Raw genomic sequence first — 16,581 nt, forward strand, 5'->3', positions numbered from 1 at the left:
TCCGCTGCCTCATATATTAAGCGACTTTCCGCACAAATACCGAGCCAGCCGAATACCCCGCGCCGAACGAGCAAATCAAACCAATATCCCCTGCGGCCAGGTCTTCATTATGCTTGTGAAAGGCGATGATGGAACCAGCGCTTGAGGTGTTGGCATAGGTATCAAGCACTGTAGGACTTTCATCCTCACTCGCTTCATGCCCTAAAACCTTTTGTGCAATCAGTCTGTTCATGCCCGTATTGGCTTGATGCAGCCACATACGGCGCAGATTTGTGCCAGATAAGCCCAGGCTTTCGGCATGTTCAATGATCATTTGCCCAACCATCGGGACAACCTCTTTAAACACCTTCCTGCCCTCTTGAACGAATAGCTTATCATTGCGCGGTCCGCTTTGGTCGACCGGACCCTGCCCGTGCGCGCGGTTGAGAAAACCAAAATTGTTGCGGATATTGTTCGAGAATTGCGTTTTTAACCGCGTGCCTAGAATTTCCCAATGCTGCGCGGGCGCCATATCCTTTGCCTCAACTAATATGGCTGTCGCTACATCCCCAAAGATGAAGTGACTGTCGCGGTCGCGCCAGTTAAGATGCCCTGAGGTTATTTCAGGATTTACGACCAATACCGAACGTGCATTTCCGCTGCGGATATAGTCAGCTGCGGTTTGAATGCCGAACGTCGCTGAAGAACAAGCAACATTCATGTCGAAGCCAAAGCCGCGCTGCATACCAAGCTCATGTTGGATCTCAACCGCCATGGCGGGATAAGCGCGCTGCATATTCGACGCAGCGCATAAAACGGCATCTACATCTTGAATGTTGCGACCAGCGCGTTCCAGCGCATCACGGCATGCCGCGACACCAATTTCGGCCATTAACGAAATCTGGTCATCTGGCCGCTCGGGGTAACGTGGCTCCATGATGTCGGGATCGACGATGGCGCGTTTATCGATCACATGCCGGGATTTAATCCCGCTAGCCTTCTCGACAAATTCAACTGAGCTATACGTCAGCGGCTCTGCTTGCGGGTTGGCGGCGTTGTAGCGGTCGGCATAGGCATTGAAGCTCGCGACCAGTTCCGCGTTGCTGATGATATGAGATGGGGTAAACAATCCGGTTGAAGAAATGACTGGAGTGTCACCGTGTGCATGTTGCGACATGTAAATTCCCGCGTTGATTTTTATTGCGTCCGGATGCCTAGCCTTTGCGTATTTACGAAACAAGCCGTTTGAAATGCATTGCAACGGCGTTATGTGAGGATTGTGGGAGGAGTACGATAATGTTCTTGAATGAACGCCAGCCCAGCTGGCTATCCCAAATGTTTAGGCGGGTGTTGGTTGGTATATATAAACGCGGCGGATGGCGGGCGCATGGCGTCGTTCCGGAGCCACGCAAATTCGTGCTCATTGCCGCACCACACACCAGCAACTGGGACTTTTTCTATTTTTTGGGACTGACCGAAGACTTGGGAATTAAGCCACATTTCATGGCTAAAACTTCGCTTTTCCGCTGGCCGTTTACCAACTTCATGCTCGATATGGGCGGCGTTCCTGTCGACCGTAGTTCAAACCGCAATTATGTGCAGCAGATGATCGATGAATTCGGCCGTCGCGACGAATTTATGCTCACCATCGCGCCAGAAGGGACGCGAGGCACGGTTAAGGCTTGGAAAACTGGCTTCTACCATATTGCCATGGGTGCAGGCGTACCGTTGGTATTGGGCATGATGGATTATGGTTCCAAAACCGGCGGGCTTGGGCCTGCCATATGGCCAACCGGTGATTACAAAGCCGATATGGCGAAGGTTGCAGAAGTCTATGCGAAGGTTAAACCAAAGCACCCGGCCAAAGGAATGACCGAGATATTTGCGAAGGACGAGGCATGACTGATTTTGGATCGACGATGCTTATCAATGCTGCGGCGTTGCTAACCGTGATTCTTGCCTTATGGGCTTATTCGGTCAGAATTCGCGATGTGTCATTCATTGATGCCTTTTGGGCATTCGGGATGGTATTGTTGGCTTGGGCGACTTGGGCGCAATCAAGCGCGCCGGACGCGCGGTCCCATTTGCTGATTGGTTTGACTAGCCTTTGGGGCCTACGCCTGACCTTTCATCTGTGGACACGCTGGCGCGCGCATGGCGAAGACCCGCGCTACGCCAAAATCATGGGCAGCGTGATGGACAAAAAAGGCTGGAGCTGGAGCAAGACATCCTTGCTTTCGGTGTTCCTCACCCAAGCGCCACTGCTTTTCATTACCTCCCTCCCCGCGCAGCTTGGTATTTGGGCAAGCGAAGGTGGGTACATAGCATTGGGCCCGTTGGCATTATGCGGCACAATCATTGCGATGATCGGCATATTGTTTGAAACCATCGGTGATTCGCAGCTTAACGCATTCCGCGCCAATCCGGCTAATAAGGGTAAGGTTCTGGATACTGGCCTTTGGCGTTATACCCGCCACCCCAATTATTTTGGTGACGCCTGCACATGGTGGGGCATTTGGCTGATCGCCTGCGAAACAGGGCTGGCAGGATGGGTTAGCGTCATTGGTCCGATATTTTTGACATTCACCCTGACGCGATGGTCGGGTAAGCCCTTGTTGGAACGGGGTATGAAGAAGACGCGGCCCGAATATGCCGATTACGTCGCGCGAACTTCAGGCTTCTTTCCCTTACCGCCTAAGCGCAGATAATCAGGCAACCACCCCAAACAGATCGTGTTCGTCCGCGTCCTCAATGTTGACGATCACGACATCACCGGCCTTTAAAGTGGGTGCGACGTCGCGCAAATAGACATGTCCGTCAATCTCAGGCGCATCGGCCTGCGACCGTCCAGTTGCACCGATGCTATTGTCTGCGTCCACGTCGCCGATTTCGTCGATGATTACGGGAATATTGCGTCCGACCTTTGCCGCAAGCTTGGCAGCGCTGATCGCGGCGGTTTTTGCCATGATACGCTGGAACCGCTCTTCCTTGACCGCTTCGGGCACGGGGTTGGGCAGATTGTTCGCCTGCGCGCCGTCCACCGGTTCAAAGCGGAATGCGCCAACACGGTCTAGCTGCGCTTCTTCTAGCCAATTGAGCAGATATTCGAAATCGGCTTCGGTTTCGCCAGGGAAGCCGACGACAAAGCTCGAACGTATTGCGATGTCTGGGGCAATATCGCGCCATTTACGGATGCGATCAAGCACCTTTGCCTCATTAGCTGGCCGCTTCATCGCCTTGAGCACATTGGGTGCCGCATGCTGGAACGGGATGTCGAGATACGGCGTCAAATATCCTTCAGCCATTAACGGAATGACATCATCCACATGGGGATAAGGGTAAACATAATGCAGCCGAACCCATGGCGCGATGCCATCGCTGGTGCGCAAGCCGCCCAATTCGCGCGCAAGGTCGGTCATATGTGCACGCACCTGACGCCCCTTCCATGCGCGCGGTTCATGCCGCGTATCCACCCCATAAGCCGAAGTGTCTTGCGAAATGACCAGCAGCTCTTTGGTACCAGCGGAAACAAGCTTCTCCGCCTCACGCAGCACAGCATCAATCCGGCGGCTTGCAAGCTTTCCGCGCAGGGTCGGGATAATACAGAACGCGCAGCTGTGGTTGCAGCCTTCGGAAATTTTCAAATAGCTGTAATGGCGCGGCGTAAGCTTTAATCCGCCTTCAGGCACAAGATCAACGAATGCACCGCGCGTCGGCGGCGCTGCTTCGTGGACTGCCGCTACCACAGCCTCATATTGATGCGCACCCGTAATCGCCAAAACATCGGGAAAGCGCGCGCGAATAACATCGGCTTCATTACCCATGCAGCCCGTCACAATAACACGGCCATTTTCCGCGATAGCCTCGCCAATGGCGTCAAGGCTCTCTTCCTTTGCAGAGTCGAGAAAACCGCACGTATTGACGAGCACCACATCGGCACCCGCATAATCAGGCGACAGGCCATAGCCGTCTGCACGCAGCTTAGTGAGAATCCGTTCGCTATCGACCAGCGCCTTGGGGCAGCCAAGCGATACCATGCCGACTTTCGGCGCTGCTTTAATGATTGTTGCCATGATGGTCGGCGCATAGCGCGTTTCGGCAGGCTTGTCACGGCTGGCGAACAAGCGCATGCTTGCTGCTTGTAGCTATGCGAAGGATCATGATGGCTAATGCGAATTTACTGGCAATTTTGGTGGCTGCGGCGACCGGATTTCTGATTGGAGGCTTGTGGTACGGACCTCTGTTCGGCAAAGCATGGATGGCGGAACATGGATTTACCGATGCGCAATTGCGGAACGGCAACATGCTTAAAATCTACGGCCTGACCTTTGCCTTTTCGGTGCTATCGGCAGTTTTTCTTGGCCATTTACTGGCATTTTTTGATACCAATGCGCGTTCGACGCTGATGATATCTGTCGGCATTTCGCTTGGCTATATCATCCCCGCCATTGGTACCAATTATCTGTTTTCGCGCAAGTCGGGCCGGTTGTTCGCGATTGATGCGGGATATTGGCTGGTCTTCTATGTCGCGATGGGTTTGGTCTTCCTGCTGGTCGGGCATTAGGGTGAGTATCTAGCCGCCATATCTTTGCTTCAATGTTCCCAAAGATTCATGGTGCGTCAGGTCAAGTTGCAGGGGGGTCACGGCAATATAACCGTCTTCAATGACTTCAAGGTCGGTGTCATGGCCCGGCGTGTGCAACATGCCATGCAAACCAAACCAATAATAATCATATCCGCGCGGGTCCGTGCCTTTGACAATTGACCCACGACTATAGTCGTGGAAACCCTGACGCGCGACTATGATCCCCTTCACGTCTTGGGGCAGCAGCGGCGGAAAGTTGATGTTGGTCAATGTGCGTGGCGTGTTTTGCATATCGAGCAACGGACGAAGGACGCGCTCACCCCAAGCTTCCGCTGCCGAGAATGGCACAGCATCGGCCATGCCTTCTTTGCTGTAGACTTGGCTCAGTGCAATGGAGCGAATGCCTGCCAGTGCCCCTTCCATCGCGGCGGAGACTGTGCCTGAATAGGTAACATCATCGCCCAAATTCGCACCACGGTTGACGCCGGATAGGATCAGGTCAGGCTTTGCCTCCTTCATGATCACACCAATGCCAAGCATAACAGAATCTGTGGGCGTGCCTGAAACCGAATAATGCTTATCCCCATGCTGGTAAATGCGCACAGGCTTCGTCAGGGTAAGTGAATGGCCAGCGCCCGAGTTTTCCTCCGCAGGCGCAACGATCCAGATATCATCACTGATCGTGCGGGCGATTGCCTCCAATACCTTAAGACCTGGGGCGTTTACGCCGTCATCATTGGTCAATAATATACGCATTAGGTTGCAAGCTCCAATTTTGTGAGGCCGCCCATATAGCCCAATAAAGCAGCGGGAATAATGACACTGCCATCGGCTTGCTGATGATTTTCGAGGACAGCGACAAGTGTGCGGCCAACCGCGAGGCCGGAGCCATTCAGCGTATGGACGAATATATTGCCTTTGCCTTCGGCGGGGCGGTAGCGGGTGTTCATGCGCCGTGCCTGCCAGTCGCCGCAGTTCGAACAGCTTGAAATTTCACGATATAGCCCTTGGCCTGGCAACCAGACCTCAAGATCATAAGTACGTTGCGCGCTGGCACTCATATCGCCTGTGCATAGCAACATCTTGCGATACGGTAATTCAAGCGCTTGCAATATACCTTCGGCGCTTTCCACCATGCGTTCATGCTCTGCCGCGCTGTCTTCGGGCCGGACGATGGATACCAACTCCACCTTTTCAAACTGGTGTTGGCGAATAAGGCCCTTGGTATCGCGCCCTGCTGCGCCAGCTTCGGAACGGAAGCATGGGGTCAACGCGGTCAACCGGATCGGCAGTGCGCTTTCGTCTAAAATTTGTTCCCGTACGCTGTTGGTCAATGACACTTCCGCAGTGGGAATAAGCCAGCGGCCATCGGTTGTCTGAAAATTGTCTTCGGCAAATTTGGGAAGCTGCCCTGTTCCAAACAGAGATTCCTGTCGCACCAAATAAGGCGTAGCGCACTCGGTATAGCCGCGCTGTGCCGTTTGATGGTCGAGCATGAATTGACCAAGCGCGCGGTTCAAGCGCGCCATCTGTCCGCGCATGAAGGTAAACCGCGCACCCGAAATGGCAACACCGGTTTCAAAGTCGAGGCCAAGGGCGGGACCGATATCCGCATGGTCGCGGGGTTCGAAATCAAAATCGCGTGGTTTGCCCCAGCGGGCAATTTCGACATTCTCGGTCTCATCTGCGCCATCGGGTGTATCAGCCGCTGGCAAATTCGGTAAGCCCGCAAGCAAGGCGTCGAGCTCCGTCCCCGCCGCACGTTCGCGTTCTTCCAACTGCGGTAAAATGTCTTTCAACTGCGCAACTTCGGCCTTTAAGACCTCGGCCGTTGCGGTATCGCCCTTGCCCATGGCTGCGCCAATAGATTTTGACGCTTCGTTGCGGCGGGCCTGCGCATTTTGCATCTCAGTCAAGATAGCGCGCCGGTTTTCGTCTAAAGCAAGGATGGTCGCGGCAACGGGTTCAGAGCCCCGGCGCGTTAATGCAGCATCAAAGTCGTTGGGATTTTCACGGATATATTTTAGGTCATGCATGACGGCAGGCTATGCCCCGCGAGTGGCGGTTTCGCAATGAAAAAGGGTGACGAAAAGTTGGCGGCGTTTGCACGGCACTTACACAATGTGGCTTGCCATAGCTTTCTTGGCGGGACGACTGCCAGCATGTGGAAACAACGCTATTTTCCCTAGCTAACTCCGCCAGTGAGCGCAAAATTGTCCATGCCTAAAACGCGAACTGCCCCGCGCTTGAACCTCTTCCACAGCCTTTGCGCAATTGAAGACACCACGTAACATTTGGCTTGTGCCGCATTTGGCCCGAGTCTATAGCGCCGCCAAGAGTGGATTGGACGCAGACTACTTCGTTCTGGAGGGCCTGCCCCGGGGGTGGAGAATTACGATGGGCGTAAGCGCCAAGCCTCAAGATACGACCAGCGAAACAAGCGCCGCTGACTTCGGCCTCGACGATTCATACGTACCTGGCGACGACGAGCCATTTATGAACGATCGGCAGTTACGATATTTTGAAAAGCAGCTCGTTGACTGGAAAAATAGCATCTTGGTGGAGGCCCAAGGAACGCTGAACCAGCTTCAAGACGGTCCCATGCGTGAGCCAGATCTGAACGACCGCGCTTCAAGCGAGACCGATTGGGGTATCGAACTTCGTACCCGCGACCGCCAACGTAAGCTTATCGGCAAAATCGAGTCCGCATTGCGTCGCATCACCGAGGGCGAATATGGTTACTGCCAAGTGACCGGCGAGCCCATTTCGCTCGCACGCCTCCGCGCCCGACCGATTGCAACAATGACACTCGAAGCGCAAGAACGCCACGAACGTCAGGAACGGGTGTCGCGCGACGACTGATGCTTCTGCTGAGAGACGTAAGAGCAAATCCCCAGCAAAATGCGCGCGCCTAATCAGTCATCAAGGCAGTAAATGTCGACAGGCACAACAATCTTGTCAAGCACGCGGCCAATCGGATAGGTTGATTTTCCGCCCTGTTCGATGGCTGCTGCAAGTACCTTGCGCTTTTCTGCACCATTGATCACCAAAATCGCCGTCCGCGCCGCGCCGATGGCGACACCTGTTAAGGTCACCCGATTAAAGGGCGCTTCGGGCGGTAACGGATCGGGCGCAACGCCCACGGCCCGCACATCTTTGCCGCTGTCCATCGCCGAATCAAAATCAGGGCCGGGGAAGATCGATGCTGTATGGCCATCTGTGCCCATGCCGAGCCAAACCAAATCCGGCGGCCAATGAAGGTCCGCCAACCGGGCATTTGCCGCGCCACCCGCCAGCTTATAGTCGGCGGCATCGCTTGCGATTGGCAGCACCCGCGCACCCTTTGGAATGAAGATTTTGGCAATCATCGCCACATTGGACAAGGGGTTGTCGACGGGTACCAATCGGTCATCGGTTGGAATAATCGTAACATTTTTCCAACGAATATTGGCTTGCGCAAGCTTTTCCAAAATCGGTTTGGGCGTTGCGCCACCAGGAAATGCTACCAGCGCCTGACCACGCGCATCCAACGCGCTTTCGATGATGAAGCTGACATCGCCTACGACTGCGTCGATTAAATCTTCCGCAGCATCAAAATCCCACCATTCGATTTCTTCGGCCATACGCCTTGTGTCTCCATTATTTCCGTAATGCCGATGCGGCACGCGCTGCCGATTCAATCGCGGCAACATCGGGAACGCCTTTACCAACAAGCCAGCTACCGCCAACACATAAAATTTCCGGTGCGGCCAACCAATCTGCTGCTGTATCCTGTTTTATGCCACCCGTTGGGCAAAATTGGCACTGGCCGAATGGGCCAATGAGGGCCTTGAGCGCAGGAAGGCCACCATTAGCCTCCGCCGGGAAAAATTTGAAATGCCTCAGTCCCAAATCCAGCCCGCGCATGATGTCGCTTGCGCTGGCGATGCCGGGCAAGAATGCTATGCCTTTGGCGATGGCTGCCTTACCCAAATTGTCGGTAAGGCCGGGCGAGACAATAAACTCAGCGCCAGCGGCGATCGCGCATTCGAGACCCGGAATGTCGACGATAGTACCAGCGCCAACAATCGCGCCGGGGACCTTTCTCATCTCGGCAATCGCGTCCAAGGCCGCTGCTGTGCGCAACGTGACCTCAAGCACGGGAAGTCCGCCCGCAACTAATGCCTCCGCTATACCACGCGCATGGGTGGCATCTTCGATAACCAGCACCGGAATAACGGGCGCGGTGCGCATGATTTTTTCGATTGCTACCATATACTATGCATCCTCAAATATGTTGCTGAGCATACGCTGCCGCCGCGCCAAAAAGGCCTGGCTGCGGATGCGTAATCAGTTTTACGGGGATGGCAGACATCAGCCCTTCAAAGCGGCCCTTTGCGCGAAACCGTTCGGCAAATCCCGAACGAATGAGGCTATCTTTGATCCGTAAACCAAGCCCACCGGCAATCACTACGCCGGCAAACCCTCCCTGCGCCAGCGTAATGTCGCCCGCCACACTGCCAAGCGATAGACAGAAGCGGTCCACCGCTGCCGCGGCAAGACTGTCCTCGCCTGACATGCCCATTTGCCACAAAGTCTTGTCGTCATATTGCGGGGCCGCACGCCCCTCAATCGCGGCAAGCGTTTCGTAGAGGTCGATAAGGCCTGGCCCAGACACGACCCGTTCCACAGACACCCGACGGTAACGTTTACGCAACCGCGCCAACACGGCGTCCTCAATCGCGTCGAGCGGCGCAAAATCCATATGCCCGCCTTCGGTCGATTGCACATGATAGGCAGCGCCCTTGCGCCACACATGCGCCACGCCAAGGCCTGTTCCCGGCCCGATAATGCTCAACGTGCCATCCGTAGCAAAGTCCTGATCCGGCCCTGTCAGATGCTGAAAATACTCTGGCCCCGCTTGCGCTACGGCATGCCCAACGGCGCCAAAGTCATTCACGATGACAAAATCATCCACCTGCAATGCATGGCACATCATGGAACGACGGATGATCCAAGGATTGTTGGTTAGCTGGATGATATCGGCGCCCACGGGTCCCGCAATGGCAATCGCCGCCGCGCGCGGGAGGGGCGCACCATTGAGCCGTTCAAATTCCTGCCACGCCGTCTGGAAACTTGCATGCTCAGCCGTCTTGAGCGTTATCGCCTCGCCAAGCGCCAGCACGCGACCGTCCTGAACCTCGGCTATGGCAAAGCGGGCATGGGTTCCGCCAATATCGACAGCGACAATAGCCGTCATAGTCCCGCAACCGCCAACATCGCCGACCCGCCTTTCTCCGCCTCATCCGCGCCTGCCTGCATCAATGCAAACAACTCGCGCCCCGTGCCTATATGCCGTGCGGGCGTCGGCGCTGGCACGCGCGCCGCCCAGATATCTGCATCGACCAACACCGACAATGTTCCAGTGTTCGCGCAGAGCCGGACGATGTCACCATCCTGAAGCTTGGCGATAGCCCCGCCACGTGCCCCTTCCGGACTTAAGTGGATAGCAGCAGGCACTTTGCCCGACGCACCGGACATGCGGCCATCGGTCACGAGCGCTACATGAAAGCCCTTATCCTGCAACACACCCAAAGGCGGGGTCAGCTTGTGCAATTCGGGCATGCCATTGGCTACCGGCCCTTGGAAACGGATAACGACGATGACATCGCGGTCCAATTCGCCCGCTTTGAATGCCGCCAATGCGTCATTCTGGTCATGAAACACGCGGACGGGCGCTTCTATGGTCCAGCGGGCAGGATCGACGGCGCTGGTCTTAAATGTTGCACGACCCAAATTGCCCGTCACCAGACGCATTCCGCCATCGGGGCTGAACGGCGCAGATGGGGGACGCAGCATAGTATCGTCGGCAGTGACGGCTGGTGCATCCCGCCAGACAAGCTGGTCATCCTGCAAAATTGGTTCACGCCCATAATCGGCCAAGTCATCGCCCGCGACCGTCAGGATATCGCAGTGCAGCAGGCCCGCATGGATCAGTTCGCGAATAACATAACCCATGCCGCCCGCCGCGTGGAAATGGTTCACATCGCCCGACCCATTTGGATAGACCCGCGCAATGAGCGGTACAGCCGAGGACAGTTGGTCCAAATCTTCCCAATCGATTATGATCCCCGCTGCCCGCGCAATGGCCGGAATATGCAGCGCATGGTTGGTTGAACCACCCGTTGCGAGCAAGCCAACACAGGCGTTCACAATCGCCTTTTCATCAACACAAAGGCCCAAGGGCCGATAATCATGGCCATCCCAGCCAATTTTGCTCAGGCGGTGGACGGCGGCACGGGTCAATTCGGTCCGCAATTTCGTGCCGGGGTTAATGAAGGCGGAACCGGGTATATGCAGCCCCATGACCTCCATCATCATCTGGTTTGAATTTGCGGTGCCATAAAAGGTGCAGGTGCCCGCGCTATGATAAGACGCGGCCTCCGCCTCTAACAATTCGGCACGGCCCACTTTACCCTCAGCATACAGTTGCCGAACGCGTTGTTTTTCTGTGTTGGCAAGACCAGATGGCATGGGCCCGGCGGGCACAAATATGGTCGGCAAATGGCCGAAGCGCAAAGCGCCGATCAACAGGCCGGGAACAATCTTGTCGCAAATGCCAAGCATCGCAACACTTTCGAACATACCATGGCTCAGCCCCACCGCCGTTGCCATCGCGATCACGTCGCGGCTGAACAAGGACAGTTCCATCGAATCCTGCCCCTGTGTCACGCCATCGCACATGGCAGGTGTGGAACCGGCCACTTGCGCGGTTGCGCCAACCTCCCGTGCAAAAATCTTCATCTGCTCTGGGTAACGGCCATAAGGCTGATGCGCGGACAGCATGTCGTTATAGGCGCTGACGATGCCAATATTCATAGCCTTGCCATCCCGGATCGCCGCCTTGTCCGAACCACTGGCGGCAAAGCCATGCGCCAAGTTACCGCAGCTTAAAGTCGGGCGGTTAACGCCGGCGTCGCGTTGCTTGGCAATCAGGTCGAGATAGGCCTGACGCTGCGGCTTGGAACGTTCAATAATCCGTGCGGTGACGGCTTCGATTGTCACGTGCAATTTACGCATGCCAGCTCACTCCATCGCGTTCCGTCAGGGCAATCGCCACATTCGGCCCCCAGCTTCCCGCGCCATAGGTTTTTGGCTTTAGCGCCATGACTTTCCACAAGGCCCGTATGGCATCAATCCATACCCACTGCGCCTCAACCTCATCCCGGCGGACGAATAGCGTCTGGTCGCCTTCTATGAGGTCAAGAAGCAGTCTTTCATAGGCAATCCTGCGGCGCGACCCCGCGAACGCGGCAGTGAGCGACAAATCCAGCGGTACTTCACGCAAGATAACTCCGCCCCGGTCCAGCCCCGGCTCCTTTGCCATCACCAGCAACCGCACATATTCCTCAGGTTGCAAACGGATGATTAGCGTGTTTGCCTCAAGTTTACCGCCACGGTCGCGGAACACATTGTGCGGGACTGGTTTGAATTGAATGACAATTTCGCTGCGCCGTTCGGGCAGGCGTTTACCCGTGCGCAGGAAAAATGGCACCCCCTGCCAGCGCCAATTGTCGACATAGGCCTTTATCGCAACAAATGTTTCGGTGTCGGACGCTTTGCCCAAGGCGCCTTCATAGCTTTTTACCGCATCGCCATGGACCGCGCCTTCGGTATATTTACCCGTCACAACGTCGCCTTCAGCCACAGGACGGAGCGCGCGCAGAACCTTTACCTTTTCGTCGCGAATGGCGGTGGCATCAAGGCTGGCGGGCGGCTCCATCGCGATTAACGCAAGCAATTGCAGCATATGGTTCTGCACCATATCGCGCAGCGCGCCTGTATCATCGTAAAAACCTGCGCGCCCCTCAAGCCCGACTGTCTCGCTGACGGTGATCTGCACATGCGCGATGGCATTGGCGTTCCACAGCGGTTCGAACAACATATTGGCAAAGCGCAATGCCATGAGGTTCTGGACCGTTTCCTTGCCCAGATAATGGTCAATGCGAAAGGTGCGTTTTTCGGGGAATACGGCGTTGACGGCGTCGTTGATATGTCGCGAGGAAGCCAGGTCATTGCCCAAGGGTTTTTCGAGACCAATACGCACATTGTCCCCCGATAGTCCGGCACCATGCAGGCCCTTGATCGTCGCTTCGAACAAAGACGGCGCCGTAGACAGGAAAATCGACAAGCCCCCCGATATATCCCCAATCGTCGCCGCCAGTTCGGTAAAGCCATCTGGATTGGACGCATCAAGCGCGACATAATGCAAATGTTGCAGAAAAGCGTCGATCAACCCTTCGGCCTTACGATCATCGGGCAAAAATTCGCACAATGCGGCGCGCGCCATGTCACGGAAAGCGTCGTCGGTTAGCGCGCTGCGGGCGGTGCCGAAAATGCGTAAATTGGGGTCGATCAACCCATCAGCATGCAATGCATATAAGGACGGCAGCAGCATCCGGCGCGCAAGGTCACCCGTCGCCCCGAACAGCAGCAAGGTTGAGCTATGGTCGCGCATTCCGTCAATCTCCTGGCAAGGCAGCAGACAATTACCCCGCAATTCGACCTCCCTTTATCCGGAAGCGAGGGGGCGTCTAGCGTTTATTCGTATGCAGTGATTAGCTTAACACCCAAGCGCGCTGTTCGGCCATGCCCATGGAAATGAGCATCGGCTCATCCTGCTGCCGCGCCTGAAAGTCCGCCTTGCCTGAGAGACCGCGCCAGCCTGAGGCAATCAACGCCTGAACCGTAGGCGCGCCCAAGGTCGTGCCGGGGCCCAAGACAATGATTGTTTCGGGCGCAAATTCTGCCGCCGCAACCTGAACCGCACGCGTGAAATTATAGCTTTCGGTCAGTTGCGCGCCGAATGTGTAGTCATAAATAGCCTCACGGCTGAACGCGCGGGGGGACCAAATCCGGCCCTGCCCGTCAATCGCCGGAATTTCACCAGTCCCGAAATCGCCAACAGGATTGCCCGCCCGCGCCATCGGAATGACATGGTTCAGCAAAGGACTATGGAATGCAGCATGGTGCATAAGTTTTAACGGAAAACGGTCATCTTTAGGCAGCCGTTCCGTCAACCATTTGAGCCCCGCCTCGTCTGCCGCAAAAACAATCATGCCGCCAAGCCGGATGGAAATATCTACGTATATTGCAGAATTTATACGCGCCTCGGCCAATAGATTCTGAACAAATAATATTTTATCTGGCCGCATATTCCAATTGTCATCAACGACTGACCAGACAATTTGTCCGCCGGTTCCGTCCTGATGCATTATTCCGCCCATATTGTTAACAAGCCGCGCACCGTCCGCGAGATCGACTATGCCTGCGCAAGCCAATGCGAGATACCAGCCCATGGAATTGCCAGTCACGGCAACAATCTCATATCGTTCGCGGTCAATCGCGGCGAAGTCGGCCATGGCGCAGGCATAGATCAACGCCGATGCATTATCGCCCGTCATATGAACCGATGGCGCATATTTGGCGGCATTATCAAGTTGCGAGACAGTCACCTGCCCCAACTCGGTCCGGATGGCATCAACCGTGGCGATAACGTCCTGACGCGCCGCATGATGCGTTTTCACATAGCCAAGCTCTGCCGCATTATAAGTGCCGCGCCCCGGGCAAATGACTAAAGCCCGTTTTTTCATGCTACCGCCGCCCGTGCCGCTTCGATGATTGAGGCTTTGCTCGGCAAAACCAGTTCCGCCGCAGGGCCCAACGGAATGAAGCAATCCTCAGCTGTAATCCGGCTGACAGCATCGCCGCGTCCTGCTTCGGTCAAAATGGTCATCAACTTCTCGCTAAGGCTTCCCGATTTTCGGCATTCATCAACAATCAAAATTTTCCCGCAATCGGCCACAGCCGCAACAATTGCCTCAGCATTTAACGGGTGCAGCCAGCGGAGATCGATAATCCGCAGATCAATTCCCCCCGCCTTCAATTCATCAGCCGCTTGCCGCGAAAGAAAATAACCATTTCCATATGTTATAATTGCAAGTTCAGTGCCCTTACCAAATTGACCGAGCGCACCAAGGGCAACAACCTTGTCCTGATCTGGCGCAACATAAGGCGCGGTCCAACCGCCGTCGTCCGCCTGTTGCAGGTCGGTCATATGATATAAAGCGATTGGTTCAATAAAGACCACCACCCGCCCGTCCTCATGCGCCAGACGAACACATTCCCGCAACATCGCTGGCGCATCAGCGGCGCTGGACGGACAAGCAACGATAATGCCGGGAATATCGGTAAGAACGGCCAGGCTATTGTCATTATGGAAATGTCCGCCAAAGCCCTTTTGATAAGGTAGGCCAGCAATGCGGATCACCATCGGGTTGCGATATTGCTGGTTCGAAAAGAAGGATAAGGTCGCCGCTTCGCCGCGGATCTGATCCTCAGCATTATGCAGATAGGCCAGAAACTGAATTTCCGGGATCGGCACAAAGCCGTTATGCGCCATGCCAATGGCAAGGCCCAAGATCGTTTGTTCGTCCAGCAATGTGTCGAACACACGCACGGGGCCGAATTTCTCTTGCAACCCCTGTGTCACGCCATAAACGCCACCCTTGCGCGCGACATCTTCGCCAAACACCGCGACATTGGGATATTGCAGCATGATATCCGCCAAAGCAAAATTGATGCTTTTGGCTAAAGTCGCTGGTTTGGCAAGGTTACGCACGTCTTTGATGAACAAGGCATCACGCGCCGCCGCATTGGGCAAGGGCCGCCGGGGCTTTGCCGATTTTGCAGGTTCAATCGACGCCATCACCTCTGTCGCCGTCAATAGTCTTGGCTTCGATAGCGCCTCGCGCGCCACCCAGTCGACCCGCGCACGCATATCTTCATAACGCGCAACAATCTCTGCGCCTGACATGCCTGCGTGTTCATGCAATATCCGCGCGCTGTGCAGCAATGGGTCCTGCGCCTCTGCTGCCTCAATCTGCGCGATGGAGGCGTAACTTAATTCAACATCCGCACCGGCATGCCCCATCAGTCGGATCGTCTGCATGTGCAGGAAAACTGGTTTACGCCGAGCGCGGGCATAGGTCACCGCCTCTGCGCATCCGCGCAGCGCGTCATGCATGTCCGCACCGTCGCAGCTAATATAATGCAGCGCCGGCCTATGCGCGAAATTGGCGGCGATCCACCCGCCCGGCGTGCGCACGGAAATCCCGATGCCATTATCCTCACACAGAAAGACAATAGGCATCGGTAAATGCTGATACGCGGCCCAGCACGCGGCGTTGAACGCCCCTTGAGAGGTTGAATGGTTTGCAGACGCATCACCGAAGGAACATAGGATTACCGCATCATGCGGCAGCACAGCATCGGCAAGCTGCAAGCGTTGCGCCATACCCAATGAATGCGCCGCACCAACGGCCTTAGGCAGATGGGACGCAATCGTGCTCGTCTGCGGCGGGACAAAAGTGTGCGCGCATCCCAATACCTTGTGCCGCCCGCCCGAGATCGGGTCATCAGCTGACGCAGCGAAGGACAAGGCCATGTCATGCAAAGGCGTCAGGCCGCCCGCTTGCTTCTTACGCTGGATCAGGAACGCAGCATCGCGGTAATGCAGGAATGACATATCCGTCGCGCGCGTTGCCGCCGCCATTGCGGCTGTGCCCTCATGCCCCGAACTGCCAATGGAATAGAAAGTTTTGCCCTTGGAACGCCGCGCCCACAGGTCGAGATGGCGGCTCATAATCTGACTATCGAACAGATCCACAAGCACGTGCGGCGCAACCATTTCGACAATGTGGCTGGTACGCGAATGTGGAAAGTCATGCGCAGCGACGCGGCGGGAAAATGCCTCGTCCAAGATCGTGGGGCGGTCAAACATAGCCCAGCATGATTACTGCCAAAAGGCACAAAAGCCACAGTAAAATCATATTTTCAATCGCGTGATTAAATTGCTGGATTTGTGAAAATTCGGCGATAGGATGATGAGTGCATAGAGTTTCTTCCCGGAATTTTCCCATCCGGGAAGCGTTAAGAATGCCGCCAACCATATATGAGCAGCAAATGCCAATGGGTTG

Annotated in this window: 15 protein-coding genes; 4 read left to right on the plus strand and 11 right to left on the minus strand. The window is 55.6% G+C overall.

Annotated features, from left to right (window positions below):
• Positions 1 to 16: 16 nt before the first annotated feature.
• Positions 17 to 1,156: a beta-ketoacyl-ACP synthase III gene (locus Q0O07_RS03555; RefSeq protein WP_295490441.1), complete on the minus strand. Its 1,140-nt coding sequence runs from the start codon at positions 1,154 to 1,156 to the stop codon at positions 17 to 19.
• A gap of 158 nt (positions 1,157 to 1,314) precedes the next feature.
• Between Q0O07_RS03555 and Q0O07_RS03560 the strand changes: the two genes are divergently transcribed.
• Together Q0O07_RS03560 and Q0O07_RS03565 are read left to right on the plus strand one after the other, a co-directional pair.
• Positions 1,315 to 1,881: a lysophospholipid acyltransferase family protein gene (locus tag Q0O07_RS03560; RefSeq protein ID WP_295490596.1), complete on the plus strand. Its 567-nt coding sequence runs from the start codon at positions 1,315 to 1,317 to the stop codon at positions 1,879 to 1,881.
• Positions 1,878 to 2,687, plus strand: coding sequence for a DUF1295 domain-containing protein (locus tag Q0O07_RS03565; RefSeq protein ID WP_295490442.1), 810 nt, complete (start codon positions 1,878 to 1,880; stop codon positions 2,685 to 2,687). The genes Q0O07_RS03560 and Q0O07_RS03565 overlap by 4 nt, the downstream gene beginning before the upstream one ends.
• Here Q0O07_RS03565 and rimO read toward each other — a convergent pair whose 3' ends face one another.
• On the minus strand, positions 2,688 to 4,052 hold the full coding sequence (rimO, locus tag Q0O07_RS03570) for a 30S ribosomal protein S12 methylthiotransferase RimO (RefSeq protein ID WP_295490598.1): 1,365 nt from the start codon (positions 4,050 to 4,052) through the stop codon (positions 2,688 to 2,690). It abuts the gene before it with no gap.
• An 86-nt stretch (positions 4,053 to 4,138) separates the two neighbouring features.
• Between rimO and Q0O07_RS03575 the strand changes: the two genes are divergently transcribed.
• Positions 4,139 to 4,543: a DUF1761 domain-containing protein gene (locus Q0O07_RS03575; RefSeq protein WP_295490444.1), complete on the plus strand. Its 405-nt coding sequence runs from the start codon at positions 4,139 to 4,141 to the stop codon at positions 4,541 to 4,543.
• Positions 4,544 to 4,552: 9 nt separating this feature from the next.
• Here the strand turns inward: Q0O07_RS03575 and surE are convergent, their stop codons facing one another.
• On the minus strand, positions 4,553 to 5,320 hold the full coding sequence (gene surE, locus Q0O07_RS03580) for a 5'/3'-nucleotidase SurE (protein WP_295490445.1): 768 nt from the start codon (positions 5,318 to 5,320) through the stop codon (positions 4,553 to 4,555).
• The gene (gene serS / locus Q0O07_RS03585) at positions 5,320 to 6,600 is read right to left on the minus strand and encodes a serine--tRNA ligase (RefSeq protein ID WP_295490447.1); all 1,281 of its coding nucleotides are present in this window, start codon (positions 6,598 to 6,600) and stop codon (positions 5,320 to 5,322) included. Before serS ends, surE begins: the two co-directional genes overlap by 1 nt.
• 460 nt (positions 6,601 to 7,060) lie before the next feature.
• Here serS and dksA point away from each other — a divergent pair, with 460 nt between their 5' ends.
• Complete coding sequence (gene dksA / locus Q0O07_RS03590; protein ID WP_295490599.1) at positions 7,061 to 7,426, plus strand: RNA polymerase-binding protein DksA; 366 nt, start codon at positions 7,061 to 7,063, stop codon at positions 7,424 to 7,426.
• A gap of 53 nt (positions 7,427 to 7,479) precedes the next feature.
• On the opposite strand, the gene pgl is transcribed toward dksA, so the two are convergent.
• The 7 genes from pgl to Q0O07_RS03625 all read right to left on the minus strand — a co-directional run bounded on the left by pgl (position 7,480) and on the right by Q0O07_RS03625 (position 16,385).
• Positions 7,480 to 8,187, minus strand: a complete 708-nt coding sequence (gene pgl, locus Q0O07_RS03595) for a 6-phosphogluconolactonase (protein ID WP_295490449.1) — start codon at positions 8,185 to 8,187, stop codon at positions 7,480 to 7,482.
• 16 nt (positions 8,188 to 8,203) lie between these two features.
• A complete protein-coding gene (gene eda, locus Q0O07_RS03600; protein ID WP_295490451.1) occupies positions 8,204 to 8,818 on the minus strand; it encodes a bifunctional 4-hydroxy-2-oxoglutarate aldolase/2-dehydro-3-deoxy-phosphogluconate aldolase in 615 nt (204 codons plus the stop codon).
• Positions 8,819 to 8,831: 13 nt separating this feature from the next.
• Entirely contained in the window at positions 8,832 to 9,803 is a 972-nt protein-coding gene (locus Q0O07_RS03605; protein ID WP_295490454.1) for a glucokinase, read from the minus strand.
• Positions 9,800 to 11,623, minus strand: coding sequence for a phosphogluconate dehydratase (edd, locus tag Q0O07_RS03610; protein ID WP_295490456.1), 1,824 nt, complete (start codon positions 11,621 to 11,623; stop codon positions 9,800 to 9,802). Before edd ends, Q0O07_RS03605 begins: the two co-directional genes overlap by 4 nt.
• Positions 11,616 to 13,061 (minus strand): glucose-6-phosphate dehydrogenase, encoded by a 1,446-nt coding sequence (gene zwf / locus Q0O07_RS03615; RefSeq protein ID WP_295490459.1) that lies wholly within the window; start codon positions 13,059 to 13,061, stop codon positions 11,616 to 11,618. Before zwf ends, edd begins: the two co-directional genes overlap by 8 nt.
• 100 nt (positions 13,062 to 13,161) lie before the next feature.
• On the minus strand, positions 13,162 to 14,196 hold the full coding sequence (locus Q0O07_RS03620; RefSeq protein ID WP_295490462.1) for an ACP S-malonyltransferase: 1,035 nt from the start codon (positions 14,194 to 14,196) through the stop codon (positions 13,162 to 13,164).
• On the minus strand, positions 14,193 to 16,385 hold the full coding sequence (locus Q0O07_RS03625; RefSeq protein WP_295490464.1) for a thiamine pyrophosphate-dependent enzyme: 2,193 nt from the start codon (positions 16,383 to 16,385) through the stop codon (positions 14,193 to 14,195). The genes Q0O07_RS03620 and Q0O07_RS03625 overlap by 4 nt, the downstream gene beginning before the upstream one ends.
• Between the last annotated feature and the right edge of the window lie 196 nt (positions 16,386 to 16,581).

The organism is Sphingorhabdus sp. EL138 (assembly GCF_945890115.1).
Classification (GTDB): domain Bacteria; phylum Pseudomonadota; class Alphaproteobacteria; order Sphingomonadales; family Sphingomonadaceae; genus Sphingorhabdus_B.